Annotated in this window: 27 protein-coding genes and 1 pseudogene; 17 read left to right on the top strand and 11 right to left on the bottom strand. The window is 30.6% G+C overall.

The genetic code is table 11. The annotated features are described in order from the left end of the window. From secA to AACZ53_RS02650, 6 genes and pseudogenes are all read right to left on the bottom strand, one after another. Window positions 1-424, bottom strand: a pseudogene (secA, locus tag AACZ53_RS02675) (preprotein translocase subunit SecA); the annotation flags it as partial. A gap of 87 nt (window positions 425-511) precedes the next feature. Further along, a complete protein-coding gene (locus AACZ53_RS02670) occupies window positions 512-733 on the bottom strand; it encodes a DUF2795 domain-containing protein (protein WP_022828503.1) in 222 nt (73 codons plus the stop codon). 201 nt (window positions 734-934) lie between these two features. Then, window positions 935-1,504 carry a cob(I)yrinic acid a,c-diamide adenosyltransferase gene (locus AACZ53_RS02665; RefSeq protein ID WP_339834458.1) on the bottom strand — a complete coding sequence of 190 codons (570 nt, stop codon included), beginning with the start codon at window positions 1,502-1,504 and terminating at the stop codon, window positions 935-937. A 408-nt stretch (window positions 1,505-1,912) separates the two neighbouring features. Next, window positions 1,913-2,602 carry an ABC transporter ATP-binding protein gene (locus AACZ53_RS02660; RefSeq protein ID WP_339834456.1) on the bottom strand — a complete coding sequence of 230 codons (690 nt, stop codon included), beginning with the start codon at window positions 2,600-2,602 and terminating at the stop codon, window positions 1,913-1,915. A 191-nt stretch (window positions 2,603-2,793) separates the two neighbouring features. Continuing rightward, window positions 2,794-3,573 carry a class I SAM-dependent methyltransferase gene (locus AACZ53_RS02655; protein WP_339834454.1) on the bottom strand — a complete coding sequence of 260 codons (780 nt, stop codon included), beginning with the start codon at window positions 3,571-3,573 and terminating at the stop codon, window positions 2,794-2,796. An 83-nt stretch (window positions 3,574-3,656) separates the two neighbouring features. Next, on the bottom strand, window positions 3,657-5,516 hold the full coding sequence (locus tag AACZ53_RS02650; RefSeq protein WP_339834451.1) for an ABC-F family ATP-binding cassette domain-containing protein: 1,860 nt from the start codon (window positions 5,514-5,516) through the stop codon (window positions 3,657-3,659). A gap of 96 nt (window positions 5,517-5,612) precedes the next feature. On the opposite strand from AACZ53_RS02650, the gene AACZ53_RS02645 reads away from it, so the two are divergent. Both AACZ53_RS02645 and AACZ53_RS02640 read left to right on the top strand, forming a co-directional pair. Then, entirely contained in the window at window positions 5,613-5,813 is a 201-nt protein-coding gene (locus AACZ53_RS02645) for a hypothetical protein (protein WP_339834448.1), read from the top strand. After that, the gene (locus tag AACZ53_RS02640) at window positions 5,813-6,046 is read left to right on the top strand and encodes a hypothetical protein (RefSeq protein WP_339834445.1); all 234 of its coding nucleotides are present in this window, start codon (window positions 5,813-5,815) and stop codon (window positions 6,044-6,046) included. The genes AACZ53_RS02645 and AACZ53_RS02640 overlap by 1 nt, the downstream gene beginning before the upstream one ends. A 109-nt stretch (window positions 6,047-6,155) precedes the next feature. Here the strand turns inward: AACZ53_RS02640 and AACZ53_RS02635 are convergent, their stop codons facing one another. Continuing rightward, complete coding sequence (locus tag AACZ53_RS02635; protein ID WP_339834443.1) at window positions 6,156-8,006, bottom strand: CocE/NonD family hydrolase; 1,851 nt, start codon at window positions 8,004-8,006, stop codon at window positions 6,156-6,158. A gap of 124 nt (window positions 8,007-8,130) precedes the next feature. Here AACZ53_RS02635 and AACZ53_RS02630 point away from each other — a divergent pair, with 124 nt between their 5' ends. The 11 genes from AACZ53_RS02630 to ftsY all read left to right on the top strand — a co-directional run bounded on the left by AACZ53_RS02630 (window position 8,131) and on the right by ftsY (window position 16,097). Then, on the top strand, window positions 8,131-9,267 hold the full coding sequence (locus AACZ53_RS02630; protein ID WP_339834441.1) for a glycosyltransferase family 2 protein: 1,137 nt from the start codon (window positions 8,131-8,133) through the stop codon (window positions 9,265-9,267). A 106-nt stretch (window positions 9,268-9,373) separates the two neighbouring features. Then, window positions 9,374-10,693 (top strand): dihydrolipoamide acetyltransferase family protein, encoded by a 1,320-nt coding sequence (locus tag AACZ53_RS02625; RefSeq protein ID WP_339834439.1) that lies wholly within the window; start codon window positions 9,374-9,376, stop codon window positions 10,691-10,693. A gap of 66 nt (window positions 10,694-10,759) precedes the next feature. Further along, complete coding sequence (locus AACZ53_RS02620; protein ID WP_339834436.1) at window positions 10,760-11,182, top strand: thioredoxin family protein; 423 nt, start codon at window positions 10,760-10,762, stop codon at window positions 11,180-11,182. A 76-nt stretch (window positions 11,183-11,258) separates the two neighbouring features. Beyond that, entirely contained in the window at window positions 11,259-12,029 is a 771-nt protein-coding gene (locus tag AACZ53_RS02615; RefSeq protein ID WP_339834434.1) for a 3'-5' exonuclease, read from the top strand. A gap of 66 nt (window positions 12,030-12,095) precedes the next feature. Next, window positions 12,096-12,707, top strand: a complete 612-nt coding sequence (locus tag AACZ53_RS02610) for a fumarylacetoacetate hydrolase family protein (RefSeq protein WP_339834432.1) — start codon at window positions 12,096-12,098, stop codon at window positions 12,705-12,707. Then, window positions 12,707-13,054 carry an Hpt domain-containing protein gene (locus tag AACZ53_RS02605; protein ID WP_026716183.1) on the top strand — a complete coding sequence of 116 codons (348 nt, stop codon included), beginning with the start codon at window positions 12,707-12,709 and terminating at the stop codon, window positions 13,052-13,054. Before AACZ53_RS02610 ends, AACZ53_RS02605 begins: the two co-directional genes overlap by 1 nt. Before the next feature lie 2 nt (window positions 13,055-13,056). Further along, window positions 13,057-14,295, top strand: a complete 1,239-nt coding sequence (locus tag AACZ53_RS02600) for a CinA family nicotinamide mononucleotide deamidase-related protein (protein WP_339834430.1) — start codon at window positions 13,057-13,059, stop codon at window positions 14,293-14,295. 86 nt (window positions 14,296-14,381) lie between these two features. After that, entirely contained in the window at window positions 14,382-14,618 is a 237-nt protein-coding gene (gene rpmB, locus AACZ53_RS02595) for a 50S ribosomal protein L28 (RefSeq protein ID WP_026716185.1), read from the top strand. A 30-nt stretch (window positions 14,619-14,648) separates the two neighbouring features. Further along, window positions 14,649-14,831: a 50S ribosomal protein L33 gene (gene rpmG, locus AACZ53_RS02590; protein WP_338410612.1), complete on the top strand. Its 183-nt coding sequence runs from the start codon at window positions 14,649-14,651 to the stop codon at window positions 14,829-14,831. 43 nt (window positions 14,832-14,874) lie between these two features. Continuing rightward, on the top strand, window positions 14,875-15,027 hold the full coding sequence (locus AACZ53_RS02585) for a DUF4295 domain-containing protein (protein WP_339834423.1): 153 nt from the start codon (window positions 14,875-14,877) through the stop codon (window positions 15,025-15,027). Between the two features lie 89 nt (window positions 15,028-15,116). Continuing rightward, on the top strand, window positions 15,117-16,097 hold the full coding sequence (ftsY, locus tag AACZ53_RS02580; RefSeq protein WP_339834420.1) for a signal recognition particle-docking protein FtsY: 981 nt from the start codon (window positions 15,117-15,119) through the stop codon (window positions 16,095-16,097). Between the two features lie 268 nt (window positions 16,098-16,365). On the opposite strand, the gene AACZ53_RS02575 is transcribed toward ftsY, so the two are convergent. Continuing rightward, a complete protein-coding gene (locus AACZ53_RS02575; RefSeq protein ID WP_339834417.1) occupies window positions 16,366-17,433 on the bottom strand; it encodes a serine hydrolase in 1,068 nt (355 codons plus the stop codon). A 99-nt stretch (window positions 17,434-17,532) separates the two neighbouring features. Here AACZ53_RS02575 and AACZ53_RS02570 point away from each other — a divergent pair, with 99 nt between their 5' ends. Both AACZ53_RS02570 and AACZ53_RS02565 read left to right on the top strand, forming a co-directional pair. After that, window positions 17,533-17,952, top strand: a complete 420-nt coding sequence (locus AACZ53_RS02570; RefSeq protein WP_339834414.1) for a lipocalin family protein — start codon at window positions 17,533-17,535, stop codon at window positions 17,950-17,952. Between the two features lie 74 nt (window positions 17,953-18,026). Continuing rightward, entirely contained in the window at window positions 18,027-18,323 is a 297-nt protein-coding gene (locus AACZ53_RS02565; protein ID WP_339834412.1) for a DUF721 domain-containing protein, read from the top strand. Window positions 18,324-18,397: 74 nt separating this feature from the next. On the opposite strand, the gene aceA is transcribed toward AACZ53_RS02565, so the two are convergent. Next, window positions 18,398-19,675, bottom strand: coding sequence for an isocitrate lyase (aceA, locus tag AACZ53_RS02560; RefSeq protein WP_339834410.1), 1,278 nt, complete (start codon window positions 19,673-19,675; stop codon window positions 18,398-18,400). A 79-nt stretch (window positions 19,676-19,754) separates the two neighbouring features. Continuing rightward, complete coding sequence (aceB, locus tag AACZ53_RS02555; protein WP_339834408.1) at window positions 19,755-21,338, bottom strand: malate synthase A; 1,584 nt, start codon at window positions 21,336-21,338, stop codon at window positions 19,755-19,757. Between the two features lie 191 nt (window positions 21,339-21,529). On the opposite strand from aceB, the gene AACZ53_RS02550 reads away from it, so the two are divergent. Further along, a complete protein-coding gene (locus AACZ53_RS02550) occupies window positions 21,530-23,008 on the top strand; it encodes a helix-turn-helix domain-containing protein (RefSeq protein ID WP_339834406.1) in 1,479 nt (492 codons plus the stop codon). 56 nt (window positions 23,009-23,064) lie between these two features. On the opposite strand, the gene AACZ53_RS02545 is transcribed toward AACZ53_RS02550, so the two are convergent. After that, window positions 23,065-23,484: a nucleoside-diphosphate kinase gene (locus AACZ53_RS02545; protein ID WP_339834404.1), complete on the bottom strand. Its 420-nt coding sequence runs from the start codon at window positions 23,482-23,484 to the stop codon at window positions 23,065-23,067. 346 nt (window positions 23,485-23,830) lie between these two features. Here AACZ53_RS02545 and AACZ53_RS02540 point away from each other — a divergent pair, with 346 nt between their 5' ends. Beyond that, window positions 23,831-24,403: a DUF4494 domain-containing protein gene (locus AACZ53_RS02540; protein WP_339834402.1), complete on the top strand. Its 573-nt coding sequence runs from the start codon at window positions 23,831-23,833 to the stop codon at window positions 24,401-24,403. The last annotated feature ends 56 nt before the right edge of the window (window positions 24,404-24,459 follow it).

Genomic DNA, 24,459 nt, shown 5'->3' with positions numbered 1-24,459 from the left:
CTGATAATTCGATATCTTTTGGAGTTGCTTTAACGGTTAAAGTTGTATTGTCTTTAAAACGTTTAGCTGTCTCTTTAATTACTGCAAAGGCTTCAGGAAGTATTTCATTTAATACTTTTTCTGTAATCTCATAAGCTTCTGCTTCTAAAACATCAATTGCTGCATAAATATCTTCTCTTGCATCAATGTCAGCTGTGTTATCAGCGTCTGTTTTAAGAGATTCAATTTTAGCATCTTTTTCTGCTCTTGCTAATTTTATTTTCTCTTTGAATTCAGCCGTTTTAGCTCTTAATTCATCGTGAGATAAGGCAGCTAAAGCTTTTTCAAAAGTGTGAACTTTAGCTACAAGTGGTTGAATGGCTTTAACGTCTTTTTCGGATTTATCACCCACAAAAGCCTTCAATATTGAATTTAAAAAACTCATAATAGTTTGTTTTATCTAATTGTTTGTAAATATAACCAAAAAAAAAGCCTCAAGTTGAGACTTTTTTGTTGTGATTATTTATTATTTTTAATACTCATCCTCGTTCCAAAGATAATCTTCGTCTGTTGGATAGTCTGGCCAAATTTCTTCCATTGATTCGTAGATCTCTCCTTCATCCTCAATTGACTGTAGATTTTCAACTACTTCTAATGGAGCTCCAGCTCTAATAGCGTAATCAATAAGCTCATCTTTGGTTGCTGGCCAAGGTGCATCACTTAAATATGACGCTAATTCTAATGTCCAATACATCTTTTATCGATTTAAATTTGTGCAAAAATAAATTTTTAACTTAAAAAGTCAAGTTTTTTTTGATTTATTTTATAATTATTTTTAAGAACGTTGTTTTTTTAGTGTTCAGTGTTCAGTTTTTAGTGTTTAGTAATTAGTATTAAAACACATATTTAATTGCATTAAACAGTAACTGATTACTGCTAACTGAATACTGCAAACTTACTTCCTTGGAATCCATTTTACTTCCTCAGCCTTTAAGTCTAAAGACAACTTTCGTGCCAACACAAAAAGATAGTCAGAAAGTCGGTTTAGATATGTCAAAACAAGTTCGTTTGTAGGCTCTAAGTCATTTAAATGGACAGCTAAACGTTCAGCTCTACGACAAACACAACGGGCAATATGACAATATGACACGGTTGTGTGTCCACCAGGCAAAACAAAATGTGTCATTTGTGGAAGGGATTCTTCCATAGTGTCAATTTCTTTTTCCAAGAACTCGATGTCAGTTTCAACTAAACCTAAATTTTGAAGTCTTGGTTGACCGTTTTTTAAAAGTTCTTTTTCTGGAGGTGTTGCTAAAATTGCGCCAACCGTAAATAATCGGTCTTGAACTTCGGCTAAAACTGTTTTGTAATGTGAATCTATTTCTTGGTCACGAATTAACCCTATGTATGAATTTAATTCATCTACGGTTCCATAACTTTCGATTCTTATATGATGTTTTGAAACTCTTGTGCCTCCAAAAAGGGCAGTGGTTCCTGTATCTCCTGTTTTTGTGTAAACTTTCATATTTTTAATTTATGAGTTTAGAAGTATAAAGGGTTAAGAGTTAAACGTAATATCTTTTAAATACTTAAACCTAGAACTTTTTAACCTATTTTTTATCTTTTTTGGTTGATTTTATTTCAAACGTTTTTTGATGATTCATGCTATTTGGATATATTTTATGCAAAACTTTTAAAACGATATATAAAATTATAATAATTGATAGTAGAATAATCATTTTTTTAAAGTTTTGCCTATTAAACATTTACCCTAGTAAACTTTTAACCATTTTTTTCAAAGATAGCCTAAAGTTTATAAAAGTAAAAATGATTTATCTGATAACCTTGATGGAAATGGCATCTCTCTATTCATAAGGAATAGAATTTACAGCAGGAAAATTGGCACTTAAAGACCAAGCTATTTACTTCTAAATTACTTGTTTTTTAGGTCACTTTCAATAACACCATCGCGTAAACGAATAATTCTGTGAGCATAAGCTGCAATATCTTCTTCGTGAGTTACTAAAATCACTGTGTTTCCGTTGGCATGAATATCATTGAAAAGACCCATGATTTCTAAAGAAGTTTTACTATCTAAGTTACCAGTTGGTTCATCGGCAAGAATGATAGATGGCTTGTTGACCAAAGCACGACCAACAGCTACACGCTGACGTTGTCCACCTGAAAGTTGGTTGGGTTTGTGATCCATTCGGTCTTCTAATCCAACTTGCGTTAATACATCGGTTGCACGTTCGTTTCTTTCTGATTTTGAGTAACCAGCATAAACCATAGGTAAAGCAACATTATCCAAAGCAGTTGTTCTTGGCATTAGGTTAAACGTTTGAAATACGAATCCGATTTCTGTGTTTCTGATGCCTGCTAATTCGTCGTCGTGCATCTCGCTGACTAATTTTCCGTTTAGCATGTATGAACCTGCGGTTGGTGTGTCTAGACAGCCTAAAATATTCATCAAAGTTGATTTTCCTGAACCAGATGGTCCCATTAAGGCAACATATTCTCCTTTTTGAATGGTTAAATCGATTCCTTTAAGTACATAAACAATTTCGTTTCCTAATGGAAAATCTCTTGTAATTCCTTTGATTTCTATTATGGGTTGTGACATTTTGATTTAGAATTTAAAATTTAGAATTTAGAATTCAGAAAATAGAACTCTTAACTAAACATAAGTAGAATTAAATGTAAAAATGTTACAAGTAATGAGCATTTTTTTGGAACACAGATTTAAGAAATTTGAATAATAGAAAGAAATCTTAGCGCACTTAGCGAAAAACTTTGCGTCTTTGCGGTTAAATTTTATACTCTAACTACAAAATGTTCTTTCTCTTGTTCTTGACGAAAGAAAACAAATCCCCATTGAAAAGTATCGATTGTGACTTTTACTTTTGGATGCTTTTTTATGACTTCCCAAGCTTCTTCCATGTCTATTGACCAATGAATATCATCAAAAATCCAAACAGTTTCGTTTGTTATTGTTGGAAGTAATAGTTCAAAATAATTTAATGTGGCTTTTTTGGAATGGTTACCGTCGAAGTAGATTAGTTTGCAGTGTTCAGTGTTCAGTTTGCAGTTAACTAGATAATCTTCAAATTTTGAGGTAATAAACTCAATGTTTGATAAATTTTGTAATAGACATTGATTTTGTGCAATTTCTTGGGTTTTTGCACAACCTTCTAACGTAGTTAGTTTTGCTTTTTTATTTCCTAACGATAGAGCAGAAGTGGCTAATCCTAAAGAAGTTCCTATTTCTAAAATAGTTGTAGGTTGAAAATAATTTACAACTCGGAATAGTAATTTGGCTCTTTTAGGAGAAATTCCAGCAGTATTTGCAATTTTGGATATTTGCCTTTTGTTGGATTTAAAAACTCTTGAACCTGCTCCGAAATCGGTGACTTCAATGAAGTTTTTGTTTGCTAATAAGGAATTTCTGTATTGCTTTAAGATTGAATATTCAGCATATTTTTTCTTATCGTAAAAACATTTTGTAATTAAACTATATACAAATGGTGAATGTACTCCATGTTGATTGCTGGAGTTTTTTAGGAATTTTAAATATGATTTAATTTGAAATAACATTTTTTTAATAGTGATAAGTGATTAGTAACTAGTAATTAGCTCGAATTCAGCTAATTAATAATCACTTTTTACTAGTTACTCATTTATTCCATTTTGGCTGATAATTCAAACCAACGTTCTTCTTTAGCTTCCATTTTTTTGATGATATTTTGTAACTCGTTTGCCTTTTTTTCAATGGCATCGTCTGCTACTTTACCATCAGTAAATAGTTGTTCAATTTTGCTTTTTTCGAATTCTAAATCTTTGATTTCTCTTTCGATTTTTTGATATTCTTTTTGCTCATTGAATGTTAAACTAGAGGTGTTATTTTGTTGTTTCCAATCTTTCTTTTCTGCTTTGTTGTCTTCTTTTTGTTGCACTTCTGCTGAATCTTCATAAGCTCTAAAGTCAGAATAATTTCCTGGGAAATCTTCTACTTCTCCTTCACCGCGGAAAACAAATAAGTGATCTACGATTTTATCCATGAAATATCTATCGTGAGAAACTACTAATAAATTTCCAGGGAAATCTAATAAGAAACTTTCTAATACGTTTAAAGTAACGATATCCAAGTCATTTGTCGGTTCATCCAGAATTAAGAAATTTGGATTCTGAATTAAAACGGTACATAAATACAAACGTTTTAATTCACCACCACTTAATTTTTCTACGAAATCATATTGTTTTTTGGCATCAAACAAAAAACGCTCTAATAATTGTGATGCCGAAATAATCTTTCCTTTTGTTAACGGAATATATTCACCATATTCTTTAATGATGTCAATTACTTTTTGTCCAGGTTTTGGATTGATACCACTTTGCGTGTAATATCCAATCTTTATAGTTTCACCAACAATTACCTTTCCAGAATCTGGCGGCATTGTTTGAGTCATAATGTTTAGGAAAGTTGATTTTCCTGTACCGTTTTTTCCGATAATTCCGATACGTTCTCCTCTTTGGAAAGCATACGTAAAATCATCTAAAATAACTCTGTCTTTGAAGCTTTTGTTTAGTTTAACCAATTCAATGATTTTGCTTCCCATTCGTTCCATGTTGATTTCAAGCTCCACTACATTTTCTTTTCTACGACTTTCTGCTTTTTCTTTAATTACATAAAAATCATCTTGACGCGATTTTGACTTGGTAGTTCTGGCTTTTGGTTGACGACGCATCCAAGCTAATTCTTTTACGAATAAGTTTTGAGCTTTGTCAACACTTGCATTCTCAGAAGCAATTCGCTCTTCTTTTTTCTCTAAGTAATAAGAATAGTTTCCTTTGTATTGGTATAATTTTCCGTTATCTAATTCGATGATTTCATTACAAACACGTTCTAAAAAGAAACGGTCGTGAGTAACCATAAATAATGTGATGTTTTCTTTTGCAAAATAACTTTCTAACCATTCAATCATCTCTAAATCTAAGTGATTGGTTGGTTCATCTAAAATCAATAAATCTGGACGACTAATTAAAATAATAGCTAAAGCTAAACGTTTCTTTTGTCCACCAGAAAGCCCTTTTACTTTTACTTTTAAATCGTCTAATTTAAGTTTAGAAAGAATTTGTTTGTATTGCGTTTCAAAATCCCAAGCATCATAGCGATCCATATCATCAAAAGCAAGTTGATATACTTCTTCATCTTCTGGGTTTTCTAATGCTTTTTCGTAGCGTTGAATAGCTTTTAAAACCTCATTATCTGAAGCAAAAATGCTTTCTTCAACTGTTAATTCGTCTTGTAAATTATTAGTTTGCGATAAAAAAGCCATTTTAATTTCCTTTCGAATAATAACCTGACCAGTATCTGGTTCGTCAAAACCATTCAACATGTTCATTATGGTTGTTTTTCCAGAACCATTTTTGGCAATAAAAGCTATTTTTTGGTCTTTGTTAATTCCAAACGAAATGTTTTCAAACAAAACACGTTCGCCATAAGCTTTTGATATATTTTCTACTGATAAGTAATTCACTGCGATTTTATTTTTTGCAAAAGTAAGGTTTTGTTTTAGGTTTAAATAATTTGGAAGTGAAGATTTTTTGTATATTTGATTATTAATCTAGTTCTATTGAGCAAAAAGGAAAATAAAAAGTTAGAAGAGCCTATTGAAATCTATGAAGTATCTCATAAAAGCGAGTTTCCTTTGAAAGATTTGAATCCCGTTTTAGTTCAGTTGATTGAAAAATCAAAAAAGAATCACGAATTAGGTGATGTTTTCTCTCATGAAAAAGCTATGGAAATCTACAAAGAAAAGATGTCTTCTAAATAATGAGATACACTGTTAATTGGGATATTGTTGCAATTGAATCTTTTATTGCAGAATCTAAATTTATTTTAAAAAAGTGGAATCAAAAAGAGGTTGATAATTTTGAACATTTAGTTCAATTAAATTTAGATAGAATTTCAATAAATCCTAAAATTGGAACATTTAATAAATTTTATAATATTAATTATTTAGTTATCTCAAAGCAAACTACTTTATATTATAATTTAAATGATTAAACTAAAATAATACAATTGTATTTGTTTTGGAATAATTTAAAAAACCCAAGCGATTTATTAAAATTACTTAAATAAAAAAAAAGCTGCCTTTTCAGACAGCTTTTGCTTCTTATTTTAAAACTTCAACTTCAATATGACTATCGTTAAAAATTTTGATAAATGATTTTGTATAATCTTCTTTTTTAGCTAAATATTGGTTTTCTAAAAACTTTTGTGGATTTACGGCAATCATAGGATACCAAGTACTTTGCACTTGAATTTGAATTTTGTGTCCTTTTTTAAACGTATGTAAAACATCTTGTAATCTAAAATTAACTTCAGTAGTTTGGTTTGGAGTTAATGCTTCTGGTTTTTCAAAACTAGTTCTGAAACGTGCTGGCATTACTTCACTACGAACCATTTGATGATAATTAGCATAAAGCACTTCAGGTTTGTCTGCATTTTGTGGTTCATCTGCAGGATAAATATCGATTAACTTCACAATGAAATCTGCATCAGAAGAAGAGGAAGCAATCTTTAATTTTGCCATAATTTCTCCAGCTAAAGTCATCTCTTCTGTTAAATAATCTGTTGTAAAGGTTATTACATCAGGTCTGTTTAAAGCAAAACGTTGGTCTTCACTCATGTAATTTCTTGGCGTAAAGCCATTATATTCTCCATAATTGATACTACTTGGTACTGGATTGTTTGGATCACTATAATATTCTGAATAAGAATTATTTTTAGATTTCTCTTTTTCTAATTTTCCATTTGAATTTAAATAGAAATTTAATTTTGAACTTTCTTTTGGAGGCCAATTAGTAAATTCATTCCACACTTTTTTTCCAGTATCAAACATATAAGCTTCAGGAAGTGCAACTGCATTTTTTGAATTCCCTTTTAAATAATGAGTAAAGAACTTATATTCAATATTTTTTTGATAGAAAGTAGCAATACTATCTCCAAAATAGATGTCATTATGAAAATGTTTTCCAGTTTCTCTTCCCCAACCACCATGAGAAAAAGGTCCCATTACAATTGTGTTTTTTGCTTTTGGACTTGTTTTTTCTATCGTTTTATAAATATTTAAGGGTCCCGCTAAGTCTTCTGCATCAAACCAACCACCAACTGTCATTACAGCATGATTGATGTTTTTTAAATGAGGTAATATATTTCTAGATTGCCAAAATTCGTCATAGTTTGGGTGTTCAATAATTTCTTGCATGAAGAAATTGTCTTTGTAATATTTGTCAGTTGCTTCTTTTACAGTTCCAAGTTCATTATAAAATATAGAACCATCTTTAGAAGTTGGTCTGATAAACTGGCTCATGTACCAACCGTCTTTTTCGGCTTTAGTTTTTTGAACGCCAAAAACAGGAAAAGTTCTAAAATATCCCATTACAAAAGCACCATTGTGATGAAAATCATCAAAAAAGAAATCTGAAATAGGAGCTTGAGGTGATGAAGCAACTAAAGCAGGATGATTGGCAATAGTTCCAACAGCTGTGTAAAAACCTGGATAAGAAGTTCCATATTGACCAACTTTTCCATTGTTGTTTTTGATGTTTTTCACTAACCAATCAACAGTGTCGTAAGTGTCTGTGCTTTCATCAACATCTTTTTTGGTTTTGTGCTCTACTTGAGGAGTCATGTTTGTAAAAGTGCCTTCACTCATATATCTTCCACGAACATCTTGATAGATAAAAATATATTTATCTTCTTCTAAAAAAGTACTTGGTCCAAGTGATTTCTTGAAATTTTCTTCACCATAAGGAGCAATGCTGTAGCATGTTCTTTGCATTAACATTGGATATTTTTTATCCTTAGAAATATCTTTTGGAGTGTAAATAGCCGTGTAAAGTTGTACCCCATCTCGCATTGGAATATATACTTCTTTTTTGTCATAATTTGATTTGATGTCTTCTTGTGAAAACATATTTAATGACATTAGAAGTAGTAATGTTTTTAATAAAAATTTCATTTTGAATCGTTATTTGGTTATTAATTAGGAGTATTTGTAATTTTGAACTTCGAAGATATTAAGATTTTCTCAATTAAATAAATTGTTGCTGTAAATAGTTTTAAACTTTATTTATATTCGCACTATGCAATTATCGGTAATCATTCTCAATTATAACGTTCGCTACTTTTTGGAGCAATGTGTTTTTAGTGTTCAAAAAGCACTTGAAGACATTGATGGTGAGATTATAGTGATTGATAATAATTCATCAGATGATAGTTGTGCCATGATGAAGGAGAAATTTCCGAATGTAAAACTCATAGAAAATAAAGAAAATTCAGGTTTTCCAAAAGGAAATAATATTGGTGTGGCAAAAGCAAAAGGTAAATATTTATGTATTTTAAATCCAGATACAGTTGTTGCAGAAAATACGTTTACTAAAATTCTGCAATCTGAATTCTGCAATCTGAATTCTGGAATAATAGGATGTAAATTAATTGACGGAACAGGTAATTTTTTGCCTGAATCAAAAAGAGGTGTTCCTACTCCTTGGGTTGCTTTTACAAAGATTTTTGGGTTGTATAAATTTCTTCCTAATTCAAGTTTTTTTAATAAATATTATGCCCAACATATTACTGAAAATCAATCAGGAAAGGTTGATATTTTGGTTGGAGCATTTATGATTATAAAACGTGATTTGTATAATAAAATTGGTGGCTTTGATCAAAATTGTTTCATGTATTCAGATGATATTGATTTGAGTTACATGGTTTTGAAATCTGGAAAAGAAAATTATTATTTTCATGAGACATCAGTTATTCATTATAAAGGAGAAAGCACAGTTCGTGATGGTTTGTACATGAAACGTTTTCGTGAAGCAATGCAGTTTTTCTATAAAAAGCATTTTAAGAAATCTGTTGTTTTTGATTTAATGATGCAATTTGGTGCTTTTGCATTTAGTGTGATTAAAAAAAATCAACAAAAAAACGAAAAAGTTGAAATTGATGAATACATAGTTTTTTCAAAAAATAATTTCTCCTTAAATTTGAATAAAAAAATCACTTATTTAACTGATTTTGATAAATTTAAAAATGATTTAAGCAAGAATTTTGAATTGATTTTTGATACAAATTCGTTTAGTTTTAAAGAGATTATAGCTTTTATGGAACTAAATAAGGCCAAGAATATTACATACAAGAACTATATAAAATCATCAAACTATTGTATTGGAAGTAATAATTCAAATGATAGAGGTGAAGTTATTCAAGGAATCCTAAATTAGTGAATCAATAAAAAAGAGTAATATATTTTTTGAATTCGAGTTAAATAGTCAAAACTTTTATTAATTTTGCAATCGAATCAAAAGAATCAAACGATATAGTAACAATATGGCAAAATTTGAATTAAAACTTCCTAAAATGGGAGAAAGTGTTGCAGAAGCTACCATTACAAATTGGTTAAAAAAGGTAGGTGAATCTATTGAAATGGATGAAGCTGTACTTGAAATCGCTACCGATAAAGTCGATAGTGAAGTGCCAAGTGAGGTTTCAGGTGTTTTGACGGAAATTCTTTTCAATGTTGATGATGTAGTTCAAGTCGGACAAACCATCGCGATTATTGAAACAGAAGGAGGAAGTGTTGCTGAACCAGTTTTAGCACCAATTCAATCAAGTGAACCTGTTGCTGCACAACAAATCGAAGAACAAATTTCGACTGCTAAAACAGATTTAAATTTCGTACCAGATTTTTCTGAATCAGATAAATTCTTTTCACCACTAGTAAAAAATATTGCTGCTGCTGAAGGAATTTCAGTTGCAGAATTAAATAATATTAACGGAACAGGTAAAGAAGGACGTATTACAAAAAACGATATTCTTGACTTTGTTGTTGCTAGAGGAAATGCACCAGTTGAAAAAGTTGTAGCTCAACAAGTTGCTCAAGTTCAACAACCAACTGCTAAAGTTGAAACTCCTAAATCAGCTCCAGTTTCAGTAAATGGTGGAGATGAAATCATTGAAATGGATAGAATGCGTAAGCTGATTTCGGGTTATATGGTTGCTTCTTTACAAACTTCTGCTCACGTTCAGTCATTTATTGAAGTGGATGTGACAAATATGTTTAAATGGAGAGAAAAAGTTAAAAATACTTTCGAAAAACGTGAAGGCGAAAAATTAACATTCACTCCTTTGTTCATGGAAGTTGTTGCAAAAACAATAAAAGATTTTCCAATGATAAATATTTCTGTTGATGGTGATTATATCATTAAAAAGAAAAATATCAATTTAGGAATGGCAGCAGCTTTACCTAACGGAAATTTAATTGTACCAGTTATCAAAAATGCTGATCAATTGAATTTAGTTGGAATGGCAAAAGCAGTTAACGATTTAGCTAACAGAGCAAGAACAGGAAAATTAAAACCAGACGATACACAAGGTGGAACATATACAGTAACAAACGTTGGAACATTTGGTTCAGTGTTTGGAACTCCAATTATCAATCAACCACAAGTAGGAATTCTAGCACTTGGAGCAATTAGAAAAGTTCCAGCAGTTATTGAAACTCCAGAAGGTGATTTTATTGGAATCCGTCAAAAAATGTTTTTATCACATAGTTATGACCATAGAGTAGTAGATGGAGCATTAGGTGGAAGTTTCGTTAAACGAGTAGCCGAATATCTTGAAGCTTGGGATATTAATAGAGAAATATAATTCAAATCAAAAACCGTCAAATTTGGCGGTTTTTTTTATAACTTGCTTTAAATTAAAGCACTACATATGAAAAGGTTTTTAGTTTTATGGATTGGTATTCTTTTTTTGTCTTTTTCATCAAAAGAAAACAAGTCTTATAAAAAAGGAATTGATTTTTTTAAAGGAACTTATACAGAAGCATTAGGCAAAGCCAAAGAAGAAAATAAACCCGTTTTTTTGGATGTTTATGCCAGTTGGTGTGGGCCATGTAAAAAGTTAAAAAAGACTACTTTTAAAGACGAAGCGGTTGGAGAATATTTTAATAAAAACTTCATTTGTATTGCAATTGATGGCGAAACGGAAGAAGGAAATGCAATTTTGGATAAATATAAAGTCAGAAGTTATCCTACTTTAATAATTGCTGATTATGAAGGTAATATGAGAACCAAAACAACTGGATTTGTAACGCCTCATATTTTAATAAATTTCGGAAAAAGAATTATTCCTTGATATTAACCTAAATTTATCATTTAAATTTTAGTGAAACAGTTTTCAAAAAATTATATTTGTCCTATAAAATTATATAATGGAATTAAAATTAACTAGACCTATCTGCTTTTTCGACCTTGAAACAACAGGAATAGACGTAGCAAAAGATAGAATCGTAGAAATATCAGTATTCAAAGTATATCCAAACGGAAATAAAGAAAGTAAAACGTGGTTGGTAAATCCAACTATTCCAATTCCACCACAAACAACTGCTGTACATGGAATTACAGATGAAAAAGTAGCCAATGAACCACCTTTTTCTGAATTAGCAACACAAGTTTATAACATGATTAAAGATTCAGATTTAGCTGGGTTTAACTCAGATAGATTTGATATTCCATTGTTAGCCGAAGAAATGCTTCGTGCTGGAGTTGATTTTGATATGAAAAATAGAGTTTCGGTAGATATTCAAACAATTTTCCATAAAAAAGAAGAAAGAACTTTAAGTGCTGGTTATAAATTTTATTGTGGTGAAAGTTTGGAAAATGCCCATTCAGCAGAAGCTGATACAATGGCAACGTATGAAATTTTAAAAGCACAATTAGACAGGTATCCAGATTTAGAAAACGATATGAAGGTTTTGTCTGAGTTTACGACAAGAAAACGTTCAGTAGATTTTGCTGGGTTCATTGCTTTAAACAAAGATAATCAAGAAATTTTCTCTTTCGGAAAACACAAAGGAGTTTTAGTTGATGATGTTTTAGATAAAGAACCAGGTTATTTCAGTTGGTTACAAAATGCTGATTTTCCACTGTATACTAAAAAAGTACTTACAGCCATTAAATTAAGAAAGTTAAACACTAAATAAGGTGTTCGTTTTTTAGGGTTCAGTAAGCAAACTGTTCACTAAAAACTGACCACTGACCACTTTGCTATGAAGATCATCTGTATCGGTCGAAATTACGCTGACCACATATCCGAACTCAATAACGAAAAACCAACAGAACCTGTTATCTTTTTGAAACCTGACACAGCTCCAATTCTTAAAAAATTTCCATTTGTGATCCCGGCTTTTAGTAAAGATGTGCACCATGAAGTAGAAATTTTGGTTAAGATTTGTAAGGTTGGAAAATATATTAGTCCAAAATTTGCACATGCTTACTATGAAGAAATTGGATTAGGAATCGATTTTACAGCAAGAGATGTTCAGGCTGAGTTAAAAGCAAAAGGATTGCCTTGGGAAAAAGCAAAAGCATTTGATGGTTCTGCTATGATTGGAGAATTTTTACCAAAAGAAGAATTTAAATCATTAGAAAACATTAACTTTGAATTGCATTCAAACGGAAATATTGTGCAACAAGGAAATACAAGTCTAATGTTGTGGAAAATTGATGAATTGATTTCTTATGTTTCACAATATTTTACCTTAAAAAAAGGTGATATTATTTTCACTGGAACACCAAAAGGAGTAGCTCAAGTAAAAAATGGTGATGAACTAACAGGTTTTATCGAAGGAAAACAACTATTTAAAATTCAAGTTAAATAATGGCAATACATTATAATCTAGCTAAGGTATATGATATATCCTCAAATGATGTCGAATTTGTTAATCAAATACTGACTCTTTTTTTGGAAGAAGTTCCATTTGAGTTAAAACAAATGAAAGAAGGGATAAAGATAAAAGACTTTAAAAAAACCTACGCTGCAGCTCATAAAATTAAACCGACACTTGATTTATTAGGGGTAGATTTAGCTTATGAAGAAGTCAATCAAATTATGGCTTGGACTAAAAAAGAAGGCAAGAAAAAAGAGGTAAAAGAAGTTTTTAAATTACTTAAGGAGCAAGTTGATTTAGCTTCAAAAGAAATTAGAAAAAACCATAATATAAAATAGGTATGCAGGCAACAATTGTTACTATTGGTGATGAAATTCTAATAGGTCAAATTGTAGATTCTAATTCGTCATATATAGCAAAAGCTTTAGATAAAATCGGAATTGCAACACATGAAATGCTTTCAATATCAGATGATAAAGAGCATATTATTTCTACATTTCAAAAACTTCAAAATAAAGTAAATGTCGTAATTATTACAGGTGGATTAGGTCCAACAAAAGATGATATTACCAAAAAAACTTTTTGTGATTACTTCAATGATTTTCTTGTTGAAGATGCTAACGTTTTAAAACACGTTACTGATATTATTGAAGGTTTTTACAAAAGACCAATTACACAATTAAATAAAGATCAAGCGCTTGTTCCATCAAAAGCTAAGATTTTGTTCAATAAAATGGGAACAGCACCAGGTATGTGGATGGAACATGAAAACACCATTTTTATTTCTTTACCAGGAGTTCCTTATGAAATGAAATACTTGATGGATAATGAAGTGATTCCAAATTTAATGCAAAAGTTTGAAAGACCATTTATTGTACATCAAACCATTATGACATATGGAAGAGGCGAGAGTATGGTGGCTGAACAAATTGAAGATTGGGAAGATAACTTACCATCATTTGTTAAATTAGCTTATTTACCAAGTCCAGGAAGAGTACGTTTGCGATTAACAGCTCGTGGAATAGATGAAGATATCTTAAAAGAAGCTATCAAAAATCAAGTGGAAACTTTAATTCCTTTAATTGGAGATATAATTGTAGGTTTTGAAGAAGATGATTCAATAGAAGTTGTTCTAGGAAGAAAATTAAAAGAAAAAGGACTTACAATTGCAACGGCAGAAAGTTGTACTGGTGGTAAAATTGGGCAAATGTTGGCTGCTATTGGAGGTGCATCTGCTTATTATAAAGGTAGTTTAGTAACATACGCAACACAATCAAAAATAGATGTTTTAAAGGTTTTAAAAAAGACTATTGAAAAGCACTCAGTTGTAAGTGAAGAAGTTGCATTAGAAATGGTGAAGAATGTGAAGCAAATTATGCAGTCTGATTATGCAATTGCTACAACAGGAAATGCAGGTCCATCTAAAGGAGATTCTGAGGCTGATTTAGGAGTTGTATATATTGCAATAGCTACACCAAATAGCGTTTTTGTAGAGCGATTTGAGTTTGGACAACCAAGAGAAAAAGTAATCGATAGGGCTGTAAATAAAGCCTTTGAAATGGTATATAAAGAAATTTAAAAAAAAGAATAAACTTTGTTTGTATATTAATATAAATTTTGTTTCTTTGCACCCTTATTTAGAATAACGATAAAAAGATTTCAATAATGTCAAGAGTTTGTGAACTTACAGGAAAAAGAGCGATGACCGGAAACAATGTTTCTCACGCTATGAATAAGACAAAGAGAAAATTCTCTGTGAACTTATTTAAAAAACGTTTTTATGTTGCAGAAGAAGATAAGTGGGTTACTTTGAAAGTATCTGCTGCTGCTTTAAAAACAATAAACAAAATAGGTATTACTGCTGCGATGAAAAAAGCAAAAGCTAACGGACTGAAATTTTAATCCGAAAACCTCTAAAAAAAATATAAAAAGATGGCAAAGAAAGGTAATAGAATACAAGTTATTTTAGAGTGTACTGAGCATAAAGCTTCTGGTGTAGCTGGGACTTCTCGTTATATCACTACTAAAAATAAAAAAAACACTCCAGACAGATTGGAAATTAAAAAATTCAATGCTGTTTTGAAAAGAGTAACAGTTCACAAAGAAATAAAATAATAAGAAATTTTACTTTTTGTAAAACTTCATAAAATATTCAATTATGGCAAAGAAAACCGTAGCAACATTACAAACAGCTTCAAAAAGATTAACCAAAGCAATCAAAATGGTTAAGTCTCCCAAGACTGGTGCTTATACTTTCGTTGAGTCAGTTATGGCTCTAGAACTTGTTGACGAGTTCTTAAAAAAGAAATAAGACAATAAAATAATATATAGAAAAGCTGCTTTCGTTTGAAAGTAGCTTTTTTATTTTTACATTTGTTTGAAATTTAATAATCTTACCAAATGAGTTTTTTTAAAAAGATATTTTCTTCAGATAAAAAAGACCAAAACCTAAGTGAAGAGGCAAAGCAAACTTTAGATAAAGGTTTAGAGAAGTCTAAATCTTCATTTTTTTCAAAATTATCTAAAGCAGTTGCCGGAAAATCTAAAGTTGATGATGAGGTTTTAGATAATTTAGAAGAAATTTTAGTTTCTTCTGATGTTGGTGTAAACACAACATTAAAAATTATTGAACGTATTGAAAAGCGTGTTGCTAATGATAAATATTTAGGAACAGACGAATTAAACAAAATCCTTCGTGAAGAAATTGCTGGTTTGTTATCTGAAACTAATCAAGGTAATCAAACTGAATTTAACATTCCAAAAATTGGTGAACCTTATGTAATAATGGTTGTTGGTGTAAATGGTGTTGGAAAAACAACTACTATTGGAAAGTTAGCATCACAATATAAAAAAGCAGGTTATAATGTTGTTCTTGGAGCAGCAGATACGTTTAGAGCAGCTGCAATTGACCAACTTCAAATTTGGGCTGATAGAGTTGGAGTTCCAATTGTAAAACAAAAAATGGGAAGTGATCCTGCCTCTGTAGCATTCGATACTTTAGAATCTGCAGTAAAACAAAATGCTGATGTTGTAATTATTGATACAGCTGGACGTTTGCATAATAAAATCAATTTGATGAATGAATTGACTAAAGTAAAACGAGTAATGCAAAAAGTGGTTGCAGATGCACCACATGATGTAATGTTAGTTTTAGATGGTTCAACAGGTCAAAATGCATTCGAACAAGCCAAACAATTTACTGCAGCAACAGAAGTGACAAGTTTAGCTGTTACAAAATTAGATGGAACAGCAAAAGGTGGAGTTGTAATTGGAATTTCCGATCAATTTCAAATTCCGGTAAAATATATAGGTGTTGGTGAAGGAATTGATGACCTTCAGGTTTTTAACAAAATAGAGTTTGTAGATTCATTTTTTAAATAATTATATGGATAAATCGCTTTTAAGAAGTCCTTTAGTAATAGCAATCATCGCTATTGTACTAGCTTTAATCCCTTTTCTTTTTGATAACGAAAACATATTAGTTTTGCTAAGATTGCTTTCTTTTGTGTTGTTTTTTTATGCAATACATCTGTTATTTGTATCAAAAAAAATAGCTAAAAAATAAGCATAAATCAAACCGTTAAGAAATTAGTTTACTAGATAAAGTAGTTTGATTTCTTAATGGTTTAACTATTTCTTAGTTTTTTAATTAATTGATAAAAGCATTAATTTTTCCCCAAAGCACATTGTCAAAATCAGATAAAGCAAAATTTGTTTCATCAGCTGAATTCCCCATTCTTATAATTACCATTTTTTTACTTGGTACGACATAAATCTTTTGATCATCTTTGCCTAAAGCACAATACATGTCACTTGGAGCATTTGGTATTAAACTTCCACTAAATTCAAATTGACTTTGCGGTAAATGATAACTTGATTTTCCATTTAACCACCATAAATAGCCATAAGCTTGATTAATATTTTGCGAAGTGTTTGTAGCAGCATTTAAAAAATTCTCATTTATAATTTGAGTTGAATTCCATTTTCCTTTCGCATAAATCATTAAGCCAAAACGAGCCATACTTCTAGTGTTACTCCAATAAACATTTTCTGTCACTGTTGAAAGCCATGCTCCACTCATGCCTATTGGGTTTTTTAACTTTGTATTAAAGTAGTTATCCCATGTTTGATTTGCAGATTGTGAAATAACATCTTGTAATTTAAAAAACACTCCGTGATATGCCCACCTTGAGCCAGCATCAGCTAAGTACTGTAAGTCAGCAGTAGTTACTCCATTGTTTGAATCATCTAAACCTGAGGTCATAGATAATAAATTTTTGCAGGTAATTAAATTTTCTTTAGCTAAAGGAGCACTCGTCCAACCAGTGCCTAAATAATCAGATACTTTATTGTTAATATTTATTAAACCTTCTTGTTCAGCAATACCACTTACTGCAGTCGTTAATGTTTTTCCAGCACTAGCCCAATACCAAGGAGTTGTAGCTGTATGAGTGCCAAAATAATGTTCTACTACAATTTTTCCATCATGAAGAATAATAAAGCTTTTGCTGTTTTTTAATTCTAAATAATCTAATAAAGGCTGTAAATTGTTTTCGTTCCAACTTAATTCACTTATCGATTTTGTTTCCCAAATATCAGATCCATTTTGAGGAAAGTAAATGTTCTCTGAAGCAGGATCATTCACGCTTATTTCATCATCTTTAGAACATGAAATTAGGAGGATAAGAATTGGGATAATAATAGCTATTTTTTTCATAATTGAGGAATTTAACTTTAATACCTTTATTAGACAATTAAAGTATAAAATAGTTTAATCAGAAACTAAATATTTGTAATTTAGTACAATATTTAAATTATGAAGGTAAAGTTATTATTTGCAATAGCATTCGTTTTTTTGGTTTCGTGCAAACAAGCTGTAAAAGAAACTGATATCCAAAATCTTAGTGGTTATTGGGAAATTGAAAAAGTAATTCTTCCTGATGGAGAAGACAAAGAATATAAAGCAAGCGAGACCTTCGATTTTTTTGAAATTAAAGGAGATTCTGGTACAAGAAGAAAAGGAATGCAACAATTTGATGGGACATTTTTAACAAATGATGTTTCGGAAGCCTTTACAATAGAAGTTAAAGATGGAAATTATTACATAAACTATAAGACTGATTTTGCAAAATGGGAAGAAGAAATTCTATCGATAAGTAAAGAAAAACTTGTTGTAAAAAATAAAAATCAACTAGAATACCATTACAAAAGGCCTGTTTTATTTACAAAAAAATAACTTTAGTTTTGACTAGGTTTTATAGATTGTAGCAAAACATATTTTCAATATACATTTTACGATATACATTAATAATGGCAAAGCGATTTAACGAAGAACATTCCATGGAGGACATTCTAAAAGAATTTATTCAAGTCAATAAATTAGATTCAGGAATGGATAAAGTAGATGTAGAACAAGCTTGGAAAAACCTTATGGGAAATGGCGTGAATAATTATACAGAAGAAGTTTTGCTAAAAAAAACTACTTTATACGTAAAACTCTCCTCCGCAGTTCTGCGAAACGAATTAAGTTATGGAAAAGACAAAATCATAAAAATGATTAATGAAGAAATGGGTAAAGAAGTAGTAAAGTCTTTAGTTTTGAGATAAAACAAAGAAATCCCAAAATAAATTGAGATTTCTTTTAACTAATTAAGAACATTTTTCAATAAAACAAACGCCAATTAAAATTGTGCTGTTTCCGTTGAACCCTTCATGGCTACAGTTGATGATAATCCAGCTGTAACTGTATTTTGTACTTCATCAAAATAAGTTGTTCCTACAAAATTTTGATGTTTAACAGCTCTAAAACCTTCGGCTTGTAAAGCAAATTCTTTTTCTTGTAATTCTGAATATCCTGCCATTCCTTTTTTCTTATAAGCTAAAGCTAATTCAAACATAGAGGTATTTAGTGCATGGAATCCGGCTAAAGTTATAAATTGGAATTTATAGCCCATTTTAGCAATATCTTCTCTAAAAGTTTCCATTTGAGCAACCGATAATTTTGCCGCCCAGTTAAAGGATGGAGAACAGTTATAGGCTAATAATTTTCCTGGAAATTTAGCATGAATTGCTTCAGCGAATTTTCTTGCCTCCTCAATATCAGGTGTCGAAGTTTCTAACCAAATTAGATCTGCAAAAGGGGCGTAGGATAATCCTCTGTCAATACCTTGCTCTATTCCTGCATTTACGTGAAAAAAGCCTTCTAGAGTTCTTTCTCCAGTCAAAAACTTTCTATCTCTTTCGTCAATATCACTAGTTAATAAATTGGCTGCATCAGCATCTGTTCTTGCTACAATTAATGTGGGAACATTCATCGTGTCAGCAGCTAATCTAGCAGCAACTAGTTTGTTTATTGCTTCTTGAGTTGGAACTAAAACTTTTCCTCCTAAATGCCCACATTTTTTTGCCGACGAAAGTTGGTCTTCAAAATGAACACCAGCTGCACCAGCTTCAATCATAGCTTTCATCAATTCAAAAGCATTTAAATTTCCTCCAAAACCTGCTTCAGCATCAGCAACAATAGGAACTAAATAGTCTTTTTTATTTTCAACTCCATTTACGGATTGAATTTGATCTGCACGCAATAAAGCATTATTTATTCTTTTGACAACCTGAGGAACACTATTTACAGGATATAAAGATTGATCAGGATACATTTCTCCAGCTACATTTGCGTCAGCAGCTACTTGCCAACCACTTAAATAAATTGCTTCTAATCCAGCATCAACTTCTTGAATGGCTTGATTTCCAGTTAAAGCACCAAGGCCAGCAACCCATTCTTGATTGTTTAATTTATGCCAAAGAACTTCAGCTCCACGACGAGCAATAGAATATTCAATTTGGTAAGAACCTTGTAATGTAATTACTTTTTCTGCAGAATATGGTCTTTCAATACCTTTCCATCTTGGGTTTGTAGTCCAATCTGTAACTAATTGTTGAATTCTTGCATTTGTTTTCATAATTTTGTTGTGATTTTTGAATGGTTATTTATAATTATTTGAATTTACTGTCAGGTGTTCTAGCACCTGGCAGTTTTTTTTAGTCTATATATTGGTAAGCTTTTAGGGTTAAAAAATCATCTAACTCTTTATTTAAAATCATTTCTGAGAATAATTTTGTAGCTAAATCAAATTTTCCATTAGCATATCTTATTTCACCTACATAGGTTTTGATGGTATTTAATTCTTCTTTAATGATTTGATTATATAATTCAGCTGTACATTTTTCTCCGTTTTCAAGAATTACTTCCTTGTTTAACCAATTCCATAATTGTGCTCTTGAAATTTCAGCTGTAGCTGCATCTTCCATTAAATTGTATAATGCTGCTGCTCCAACACCCATTAACCAGGATTCTATATATAATATTCCAACGTTAATATTTTTATGAACCCCTTTTAATGTTACAGTTCCTTTTGGTAATTCTAGTAACTGCTCTTCTGTGATATTAATTTCTGGTCGTTTTATATGGAGGTGATTTTTAGTAGTCATAAATTCATTGAAAACATTCATTGCTAAAGGAACTAATCCAGGATGAGCAACCCATGTTCCATCATGACCATTTTTGACTTCACGTATTTTGTCAGCTTTTACTTTTTCAAAGGCCATTTTATTGGCTTCTTCATCATTTTTTATTGGAATTTGAGCTGCCATTCCTCCAATAGCTAAAACATTCCTTTTATGACAAATCTGTATAACTCTTAGTGAATAAGCTTCCATAAATGGACTTGCCATTGTTACTTGATCTCTGTCAGGAACTATAAAATCAGTATGATTTTTTAATTTTTTAATGTATGAAAAAATATAATCCCAACGACCACAATTTAAGCCAGCCATATGATCTCTTAGTTCATAAATTATTTCATCTAATTGAAAACTAGCCGTTATGGTTTCAATTAAAACTGTAGCCTTAATGGATTTTTGAGGAATGTTTATATACTCTTGAGCAAAAACAAATACATCATTCCACCATCGTGCTTCTTCATAATGTTCCAGTTTTGGTAAGTAGAAGTAAGGCGCTAAACCTTGTGATATTTGAGTTTTAGCATTGTGATAAAAGAATAAGCCAAAATCGACCAAAGCACCAGAAAGAAATTCTTCATTTAGTTTTAAATGTTTTTCTTCTAAATGCAATCCTCTTGGGCGAACTAATAATGTTGCTGTTTCATTATTAAGGTTGTATTTTTTACCGTTTTGCTCTAGGGAAATCGTTTTATCTATAGCGTCTTTTAAGTTTTGTTGCCCTTCGATTAAGTTGGACCAAGTTGGTGAGCAACTGTCTTCAAAATCTGCCATGAAAACTTTTGCTCCCGAATTTAAAGCATTAATCACCATTTTTCTGTCAACTGGTCCTGTGATTTCAACTCTTCTGTCTAAAAGAATTTCTGGAATTGGAGCAGCTGTCCAATTTGATGTTCTAATATGTTCGGTTTCTGTTGGAAATTTTGGTTTTTCTCCTTGATCAAATTTTTGTTGTTGGATTTTTCTTTTTGCTAAAAGTTCGATTCTTTGTGAATTGAATTTAACATGAAGCGCTTCTAAAAAAGTTAAGGCTTCTTCTGTAAGTATTGAATTAGCTTCGGAATGATTAACAACTTGAACATTATTTTGTGTTACTGTTTTCATAGTAATGGAAATTAAATGATTAGCTGGGACAATATTATAAAAAAATAAATTACAAAACAAGCGAACGTTCGCTAAAATGTAAAAATAATTTTTAGTAGTGTTTTTTATTTTGATTTAATGTATATTTGTTGCTATAAGTAACCAAGTATTATGCTTTAAATTAGCTTAGTGAAAGGTTTAATGTAGAAAAAATGATAGAAGAAGAATATATTCGATTGATTTTTGGATTAAAATTAAAGCAATTAAGAACAGATAAAAATTTATCATTATTTGGCTTAGCTAAAGTTACTGGACTTTCAAAATCGTATTTAAATGAAATTGAAAAAGGTAAAAAATATCCAAAACGTGATAAAATATTAGTATTGTCAGAAGCTTTAGACACTACTTATGACCAAATGGTTTCTTTAAAGTTGGATAAAAACTTAGCTCCAATTGGAGAAATATTGCAATCGCGAATCTTAAAAGAAATTCCGTTAGAAGTTTTTGGAATAAAAGAAAGTAATTTAATTGATATAATTGCAGAAGCACCAATAAAAGTCAATGCTTTTATCAGTACCCTTTTTGAAATTGCAAAACATTATAATTTAACGCGTGAAAGTTTTTTTCTAGCGGCTTTACGTTCATACCAAGAAGCTAATAATAATTATTTTGAAGAAATTGAAGTGCAAGTCGAAAAATTTGCCAAAGCTTATTCGATAGACTTAAATAAACGTTTACTGGTTGAAGACTTAGAAGAGATTTTAGTTGAAGAATATGGTTACACTATTAATAATGAAGAGTTAACCCAACATACTGAATTGAATAGTTTACGTTCGGTTTTTGTGCCAACTTCTAAAACTTTATTGGTTTCATCGGAAACAGATAATTCACAAAGAATGTTTATTTATGCCAAAGAAATTGCTTATAATTTCTTAGAAATTTCAGATAGACTTTATACTTTTTCTTGGATAAAATTTGAGAGTTTTGATCAGGTTTTAAATAATTTTATGGCTTCGTATTTTGCAGGTTCGTTATTAATTCCACGTAAAATATTAGTTAAAGAATTAAAGATGTTTTTTGAAAATAAAGAATTTATTGCCGAAGATTTTCAAAAATTAATGGATAAATTCACAGATTCACCTGAAACTTTCTACCAACGTTTAACAAATGTATTGCCTAAAGATTTTAATTTAAAAAACTTATTTTTCTTGCGTTTTTCACATAAGCCAGAAAGAAATGATATTCAACTGACAAAAGAGTTGCATATTACAAATCTGCTAGAACCACATGCAAACGAAAGAAATGAACATTATTGCAGACGATGGGTTTCTATAAAAACGTTACAAAAGATTGCTACTTCAAAGGATTCGCATTTGTTAGATTATCAAATATCTTCTTATCAACACACTGAAAATAGATATTTAGTACTTTCATCTGCTACGAAAGATCCGTTTAGAAAAGGATATTTTAGAAGTATCTCATTGGGAATTTTAATTTCGTCTCATTCTATAAATAAAATTAGTTTTTTACAAGATGCTACTATTCCTATAAGGCAAGTTGGAGTGACATGTGAATCTTGTTCCGTTTCTGATTGTTTAGAAAGAGTAGCTCCTCCTAGAAATTTGGAACGAAAACAACGATTTGCTAAAACAGACAAAGTTGTAACAGAAATTATGGAAAAATTTAAATAAAAAAATCCCGTTTCAATGAAGAAGCGGGATTTTATATTTTTTGTTGAAACTATTCACTAGAACATTTCTCTTCCAGAAAAATGAAAAGCACCTTCAATAGCAGCATTTTCATCAGAATCAGAACCGTGAACTGCATTTTCACCCATTGAAGTAGCGTATTTATTACGAATAGTTCCTTCAGCAGCATCAGCAGGATTTGTAGCACCAATTAAAGTTCTAAAATCAGCAACAGCATTTTCTTTTTCTAAGATAGCAGCCACAATTGGACCTCTTGTCATAAACTCAACTAATTCACCATAAAATGGTCTTTCAGCGTGAACAGCATAAAATTCTTTAGCGTCAGCTATGGTTAATTGTGTTAATTTCATTGCTACAATTCTGAAACCACCTTCAGTAATCATATTTAAAATTCCACCGATGTGTCCGTTTTCAACACCATCTGGTTTAATCATTGTAAAAGTCCTATTTGTTGCCATAGCTTTTTTATTTTTTTTTAATTCGAGTGCAAAAGTAAGCATTTAATCTGAATTCATTTCAGATTCTTTTGAACTTTACTAAAAACTTACTTTAAAAATAATTTGAAGCGAATGGCTTGGGCTTTTTAAGCGATGTATTTCCTGCTATCCATTCCAATCTCTTCGAGGATTTCCATTCCTATCAGGGCTAGAAGAGTAAATTTTATTGTCTATTTACTTAGTAAGTTGTTTAGTTTTCTATTAAAATTGAGTAATAACAAAATTGTGAATATCTATTTGTTAAAAAATAGTAGTTCTTTTTTCTTTAAAATTATCTTTGGCATTCTTAAAAATAAAAATAAAAGATATGAGTGCAACTTGGTATGAGTGTAAAGTAAAGTATAGAAAAATTGATGAGAATGGCGTACAAAAAATAGCAACCGAACCTTATTTAGTTGATGCAATGTCATATACAGAAGCAGAAAGAAGAATTAATGAAGAAATGTCAGCTTATGTTAGTGAAGAATTTAAGATAACTAATATTAAAGTAGCTAATTATGCTGAAATTCATCCTTTTGAAAAAGCGGATAGATGGTTTAGGTCTAAAGTTTCATTAATAGCCTATGACGAAGAAAGTGGAAAAGAACGTAAATCAAATATGTATTTATTAATACAAGCAAATGATGTTAAGGAAGCGTATGATAATACCATTCACGCGATGAAAAATACTATGGGTGATTATACTGTTCCAGCTATTTCAGAATCAGCCATTATGGATGTTTTTCCCTATTTTAGTGGAGAAGAAGGAGATTTAGAAAAGTTAGAAAAATTCAATTTAGTGAAAGATTCTAAAATTGAAGTTGATATAATGGAAGATCCTTTGGACATTGAAGAAGTTGATTCAGAAGTAATCTTAGAAGAAGAAATAACCGAAGAATAAAACAAAAAAACCTCATTTGAACTTAATCTAATGAGGTTTTTTATTAAAAGTCTCTT

Origin of the sequence: uncultured Flavobacterium sp. (assembly GCF_963975005.1) — a bacterium.
Taxonomy (GTDB): domain Bacteria; phylum Bacteroidota; class Bacteroidia; order Flavobacteriales; family Flavobacteriaceae; genus Flavobacterium.
Note: the sequence above shows the minus strand (reverse complement) of the source record. Positions and strands in the feature narration are given on the sequence as shown.

Bases quoted from the DNA above. Each gene is read 5' to 3' on its own strand.
- rpmB (WP_026716185.1), top strand. From the start codon at position 14,382: ATGTCAAGAGTTTGTGAACTTACAGGAAAAAGAGCGATGACCGGAAAC.
- AACZ53_RS02550 (WP_339834406.1), top strand. From the start codon at position 21,530: ATGATAGAAGAAGAATATATTCGATTGATTTTTGGATTAAAATTAAAG.
- aceA (WP_339834410.1), bottom strand. From the start codon at position 19,675: ATGAAAACAAATGCAAGAATTCAACAATTAGTTACAGATTGGACTACA.
- rpmG (WP_338410612.1), top strand. From the start codon at position 14,649: ATGGCAAAGAAAGGTAATAGAATACAAGTTATTTTAGAGTGTACTGAG.
- AACZ53_RS02585 (WP_339834423.1), top strand. From the start codon at position 14,875: ATGGCAAAGAAAACCGTAGCAACATTACAAACAGCTTCAAAAAGATTA.
- AACZ53_RS02600 (WP_339834430.1), top strand. From the start codon at position 13,057: ATGCAGGCAACAATTGTTACTATTGGTGATGAAATTCTAATAGGTCAA.
- AACZ53_RS02670 (WP_022828503.1), bottom strand. From the start codon at position 733: ATGTATTGGACATTAGAATTAGCGTCATATTTAAGTGATGCACCTTGG.
- aceB (WP_339834408.1), bottom strand. From the start codon at position 21,338: ATGAAAACAGTAACACAAAATAATGTTCAAGTTGTTAATCATTCCGAA.
- AACZ53_RS02570 (WP_339834414.1), top strand. From the start codon at position 17,533: ATGAAGGTAAAGTTATTATTTGCAATAGCATTCGTTTTTTTGGTTTCG.
- AACZ53_RS02575 (WP_339834417.1), bottom strand. From the start codon at position 17,433: ATGAAAAAAATAGCTATTATTATCCCAATTCTTATCCTCCTAATTTCA.
- AACZ53_RS02640 (WP_339834445.1), top strand. From the start codon at position 5,813: ATGAGATACACTGTTAATTGGGATATTGTTGCAATTGAATCTTTTATT.
- AACZ53_RS02625 (WP_339834439.1), top strand. From the start codon at position 9,374: ATGGCAAAATTTGAATTAAAACTTCCTAAAATGGGAGAAAGTGTTGCA.
- AACZ53_RS02545 (WP_339834404.1), bottom strand. From the start codon at position 23,484: ATGGCAACAAATAGGACTTTTACAATGATTAAACCAGATGGTGTTGAA.
- AACZ53_RS02630 (WP_339834441.1), top strand. From the start codon at position 8,131: ATGCAATTATCGGTAATCATTCTCAATTATAACGTTCGCTACTTTTTG.
- AACZ53_RS02660 (WP_339834456.1), bottom strand. From the start codon at position 2,602: ATGTCACAACCCATAATAGAAATCAAAGGAATTACAAGAGATTTTCCA.
- AACZ53_RS02620 (WP_339834436.1), top strand. From the start codon at position 10,760: ATGAAAAGGTTTTTAGTTTTATGGATTGGTATTCTTTTTTTGTCTTTT.
- AACZ53_RS02565 (WP_339834412.1), top strand. From the start codon at position 18,027: ATGGCAAAGCGATTTAACGAAGAACATTCCATGGAGGACATTCTAAAA.
- AACZ53_RS02605 (WP_026716183.1), top strand. From the start codon at position 12,707: ATGGCAATACATTATAATCTAGCTAAGGTATATGATATATCCTCAAAT.
- AACZ53_RS02655 (WP_339834454.1), bottom strand. From the start codon at position 3,573: ATGTTATTTCAAATTAAATCATATTTAAAATTCCTAAAAAACTCCAGC.
- AACZ53_RS02540 (WP_339834402.1), top strand. From the start codon at position 23,831: ATGAGTGCAACTTGGTATGAGTGTAAAGTAAAGTATAGAAAAATTGAT.
- AACZ53_RS02615 (WP_339834434.1), top strand. From the start codon at position 11,259: ATGGAATTAAAATTAACTAGACCTATCTGCTTTTTCGACCTTGAAACA.
- AACZ53_RS02665 (WP_339834458.1), bottom strand. From the start codon at position 1,504: ATGAAAGTTTACACAAAAACAGGAGATACAGGAACCACTGCCCTTTTT.
- AACZ53_RS02635 (WP_339834443.1), bottom strand. From the start codon at position 8,006: ATGAAATTTTTATTAAAAACATTACTACTTCTAATGTCATTAAATATG.
- AACZ53_RS02610 (WP_339834432.1), top strand. From the start codon at position 12,096: ATGAAGATCATCTGTATCGGTCGAAATTACGCTGACCACATATCCGAA.
- ftsY (WP_339834420.1), top strand. From the start codon at position 15,117: ATGAGTTTTTTTAAAAAGATATTTTCTTCAGATAAAAAAGACCAAAAC.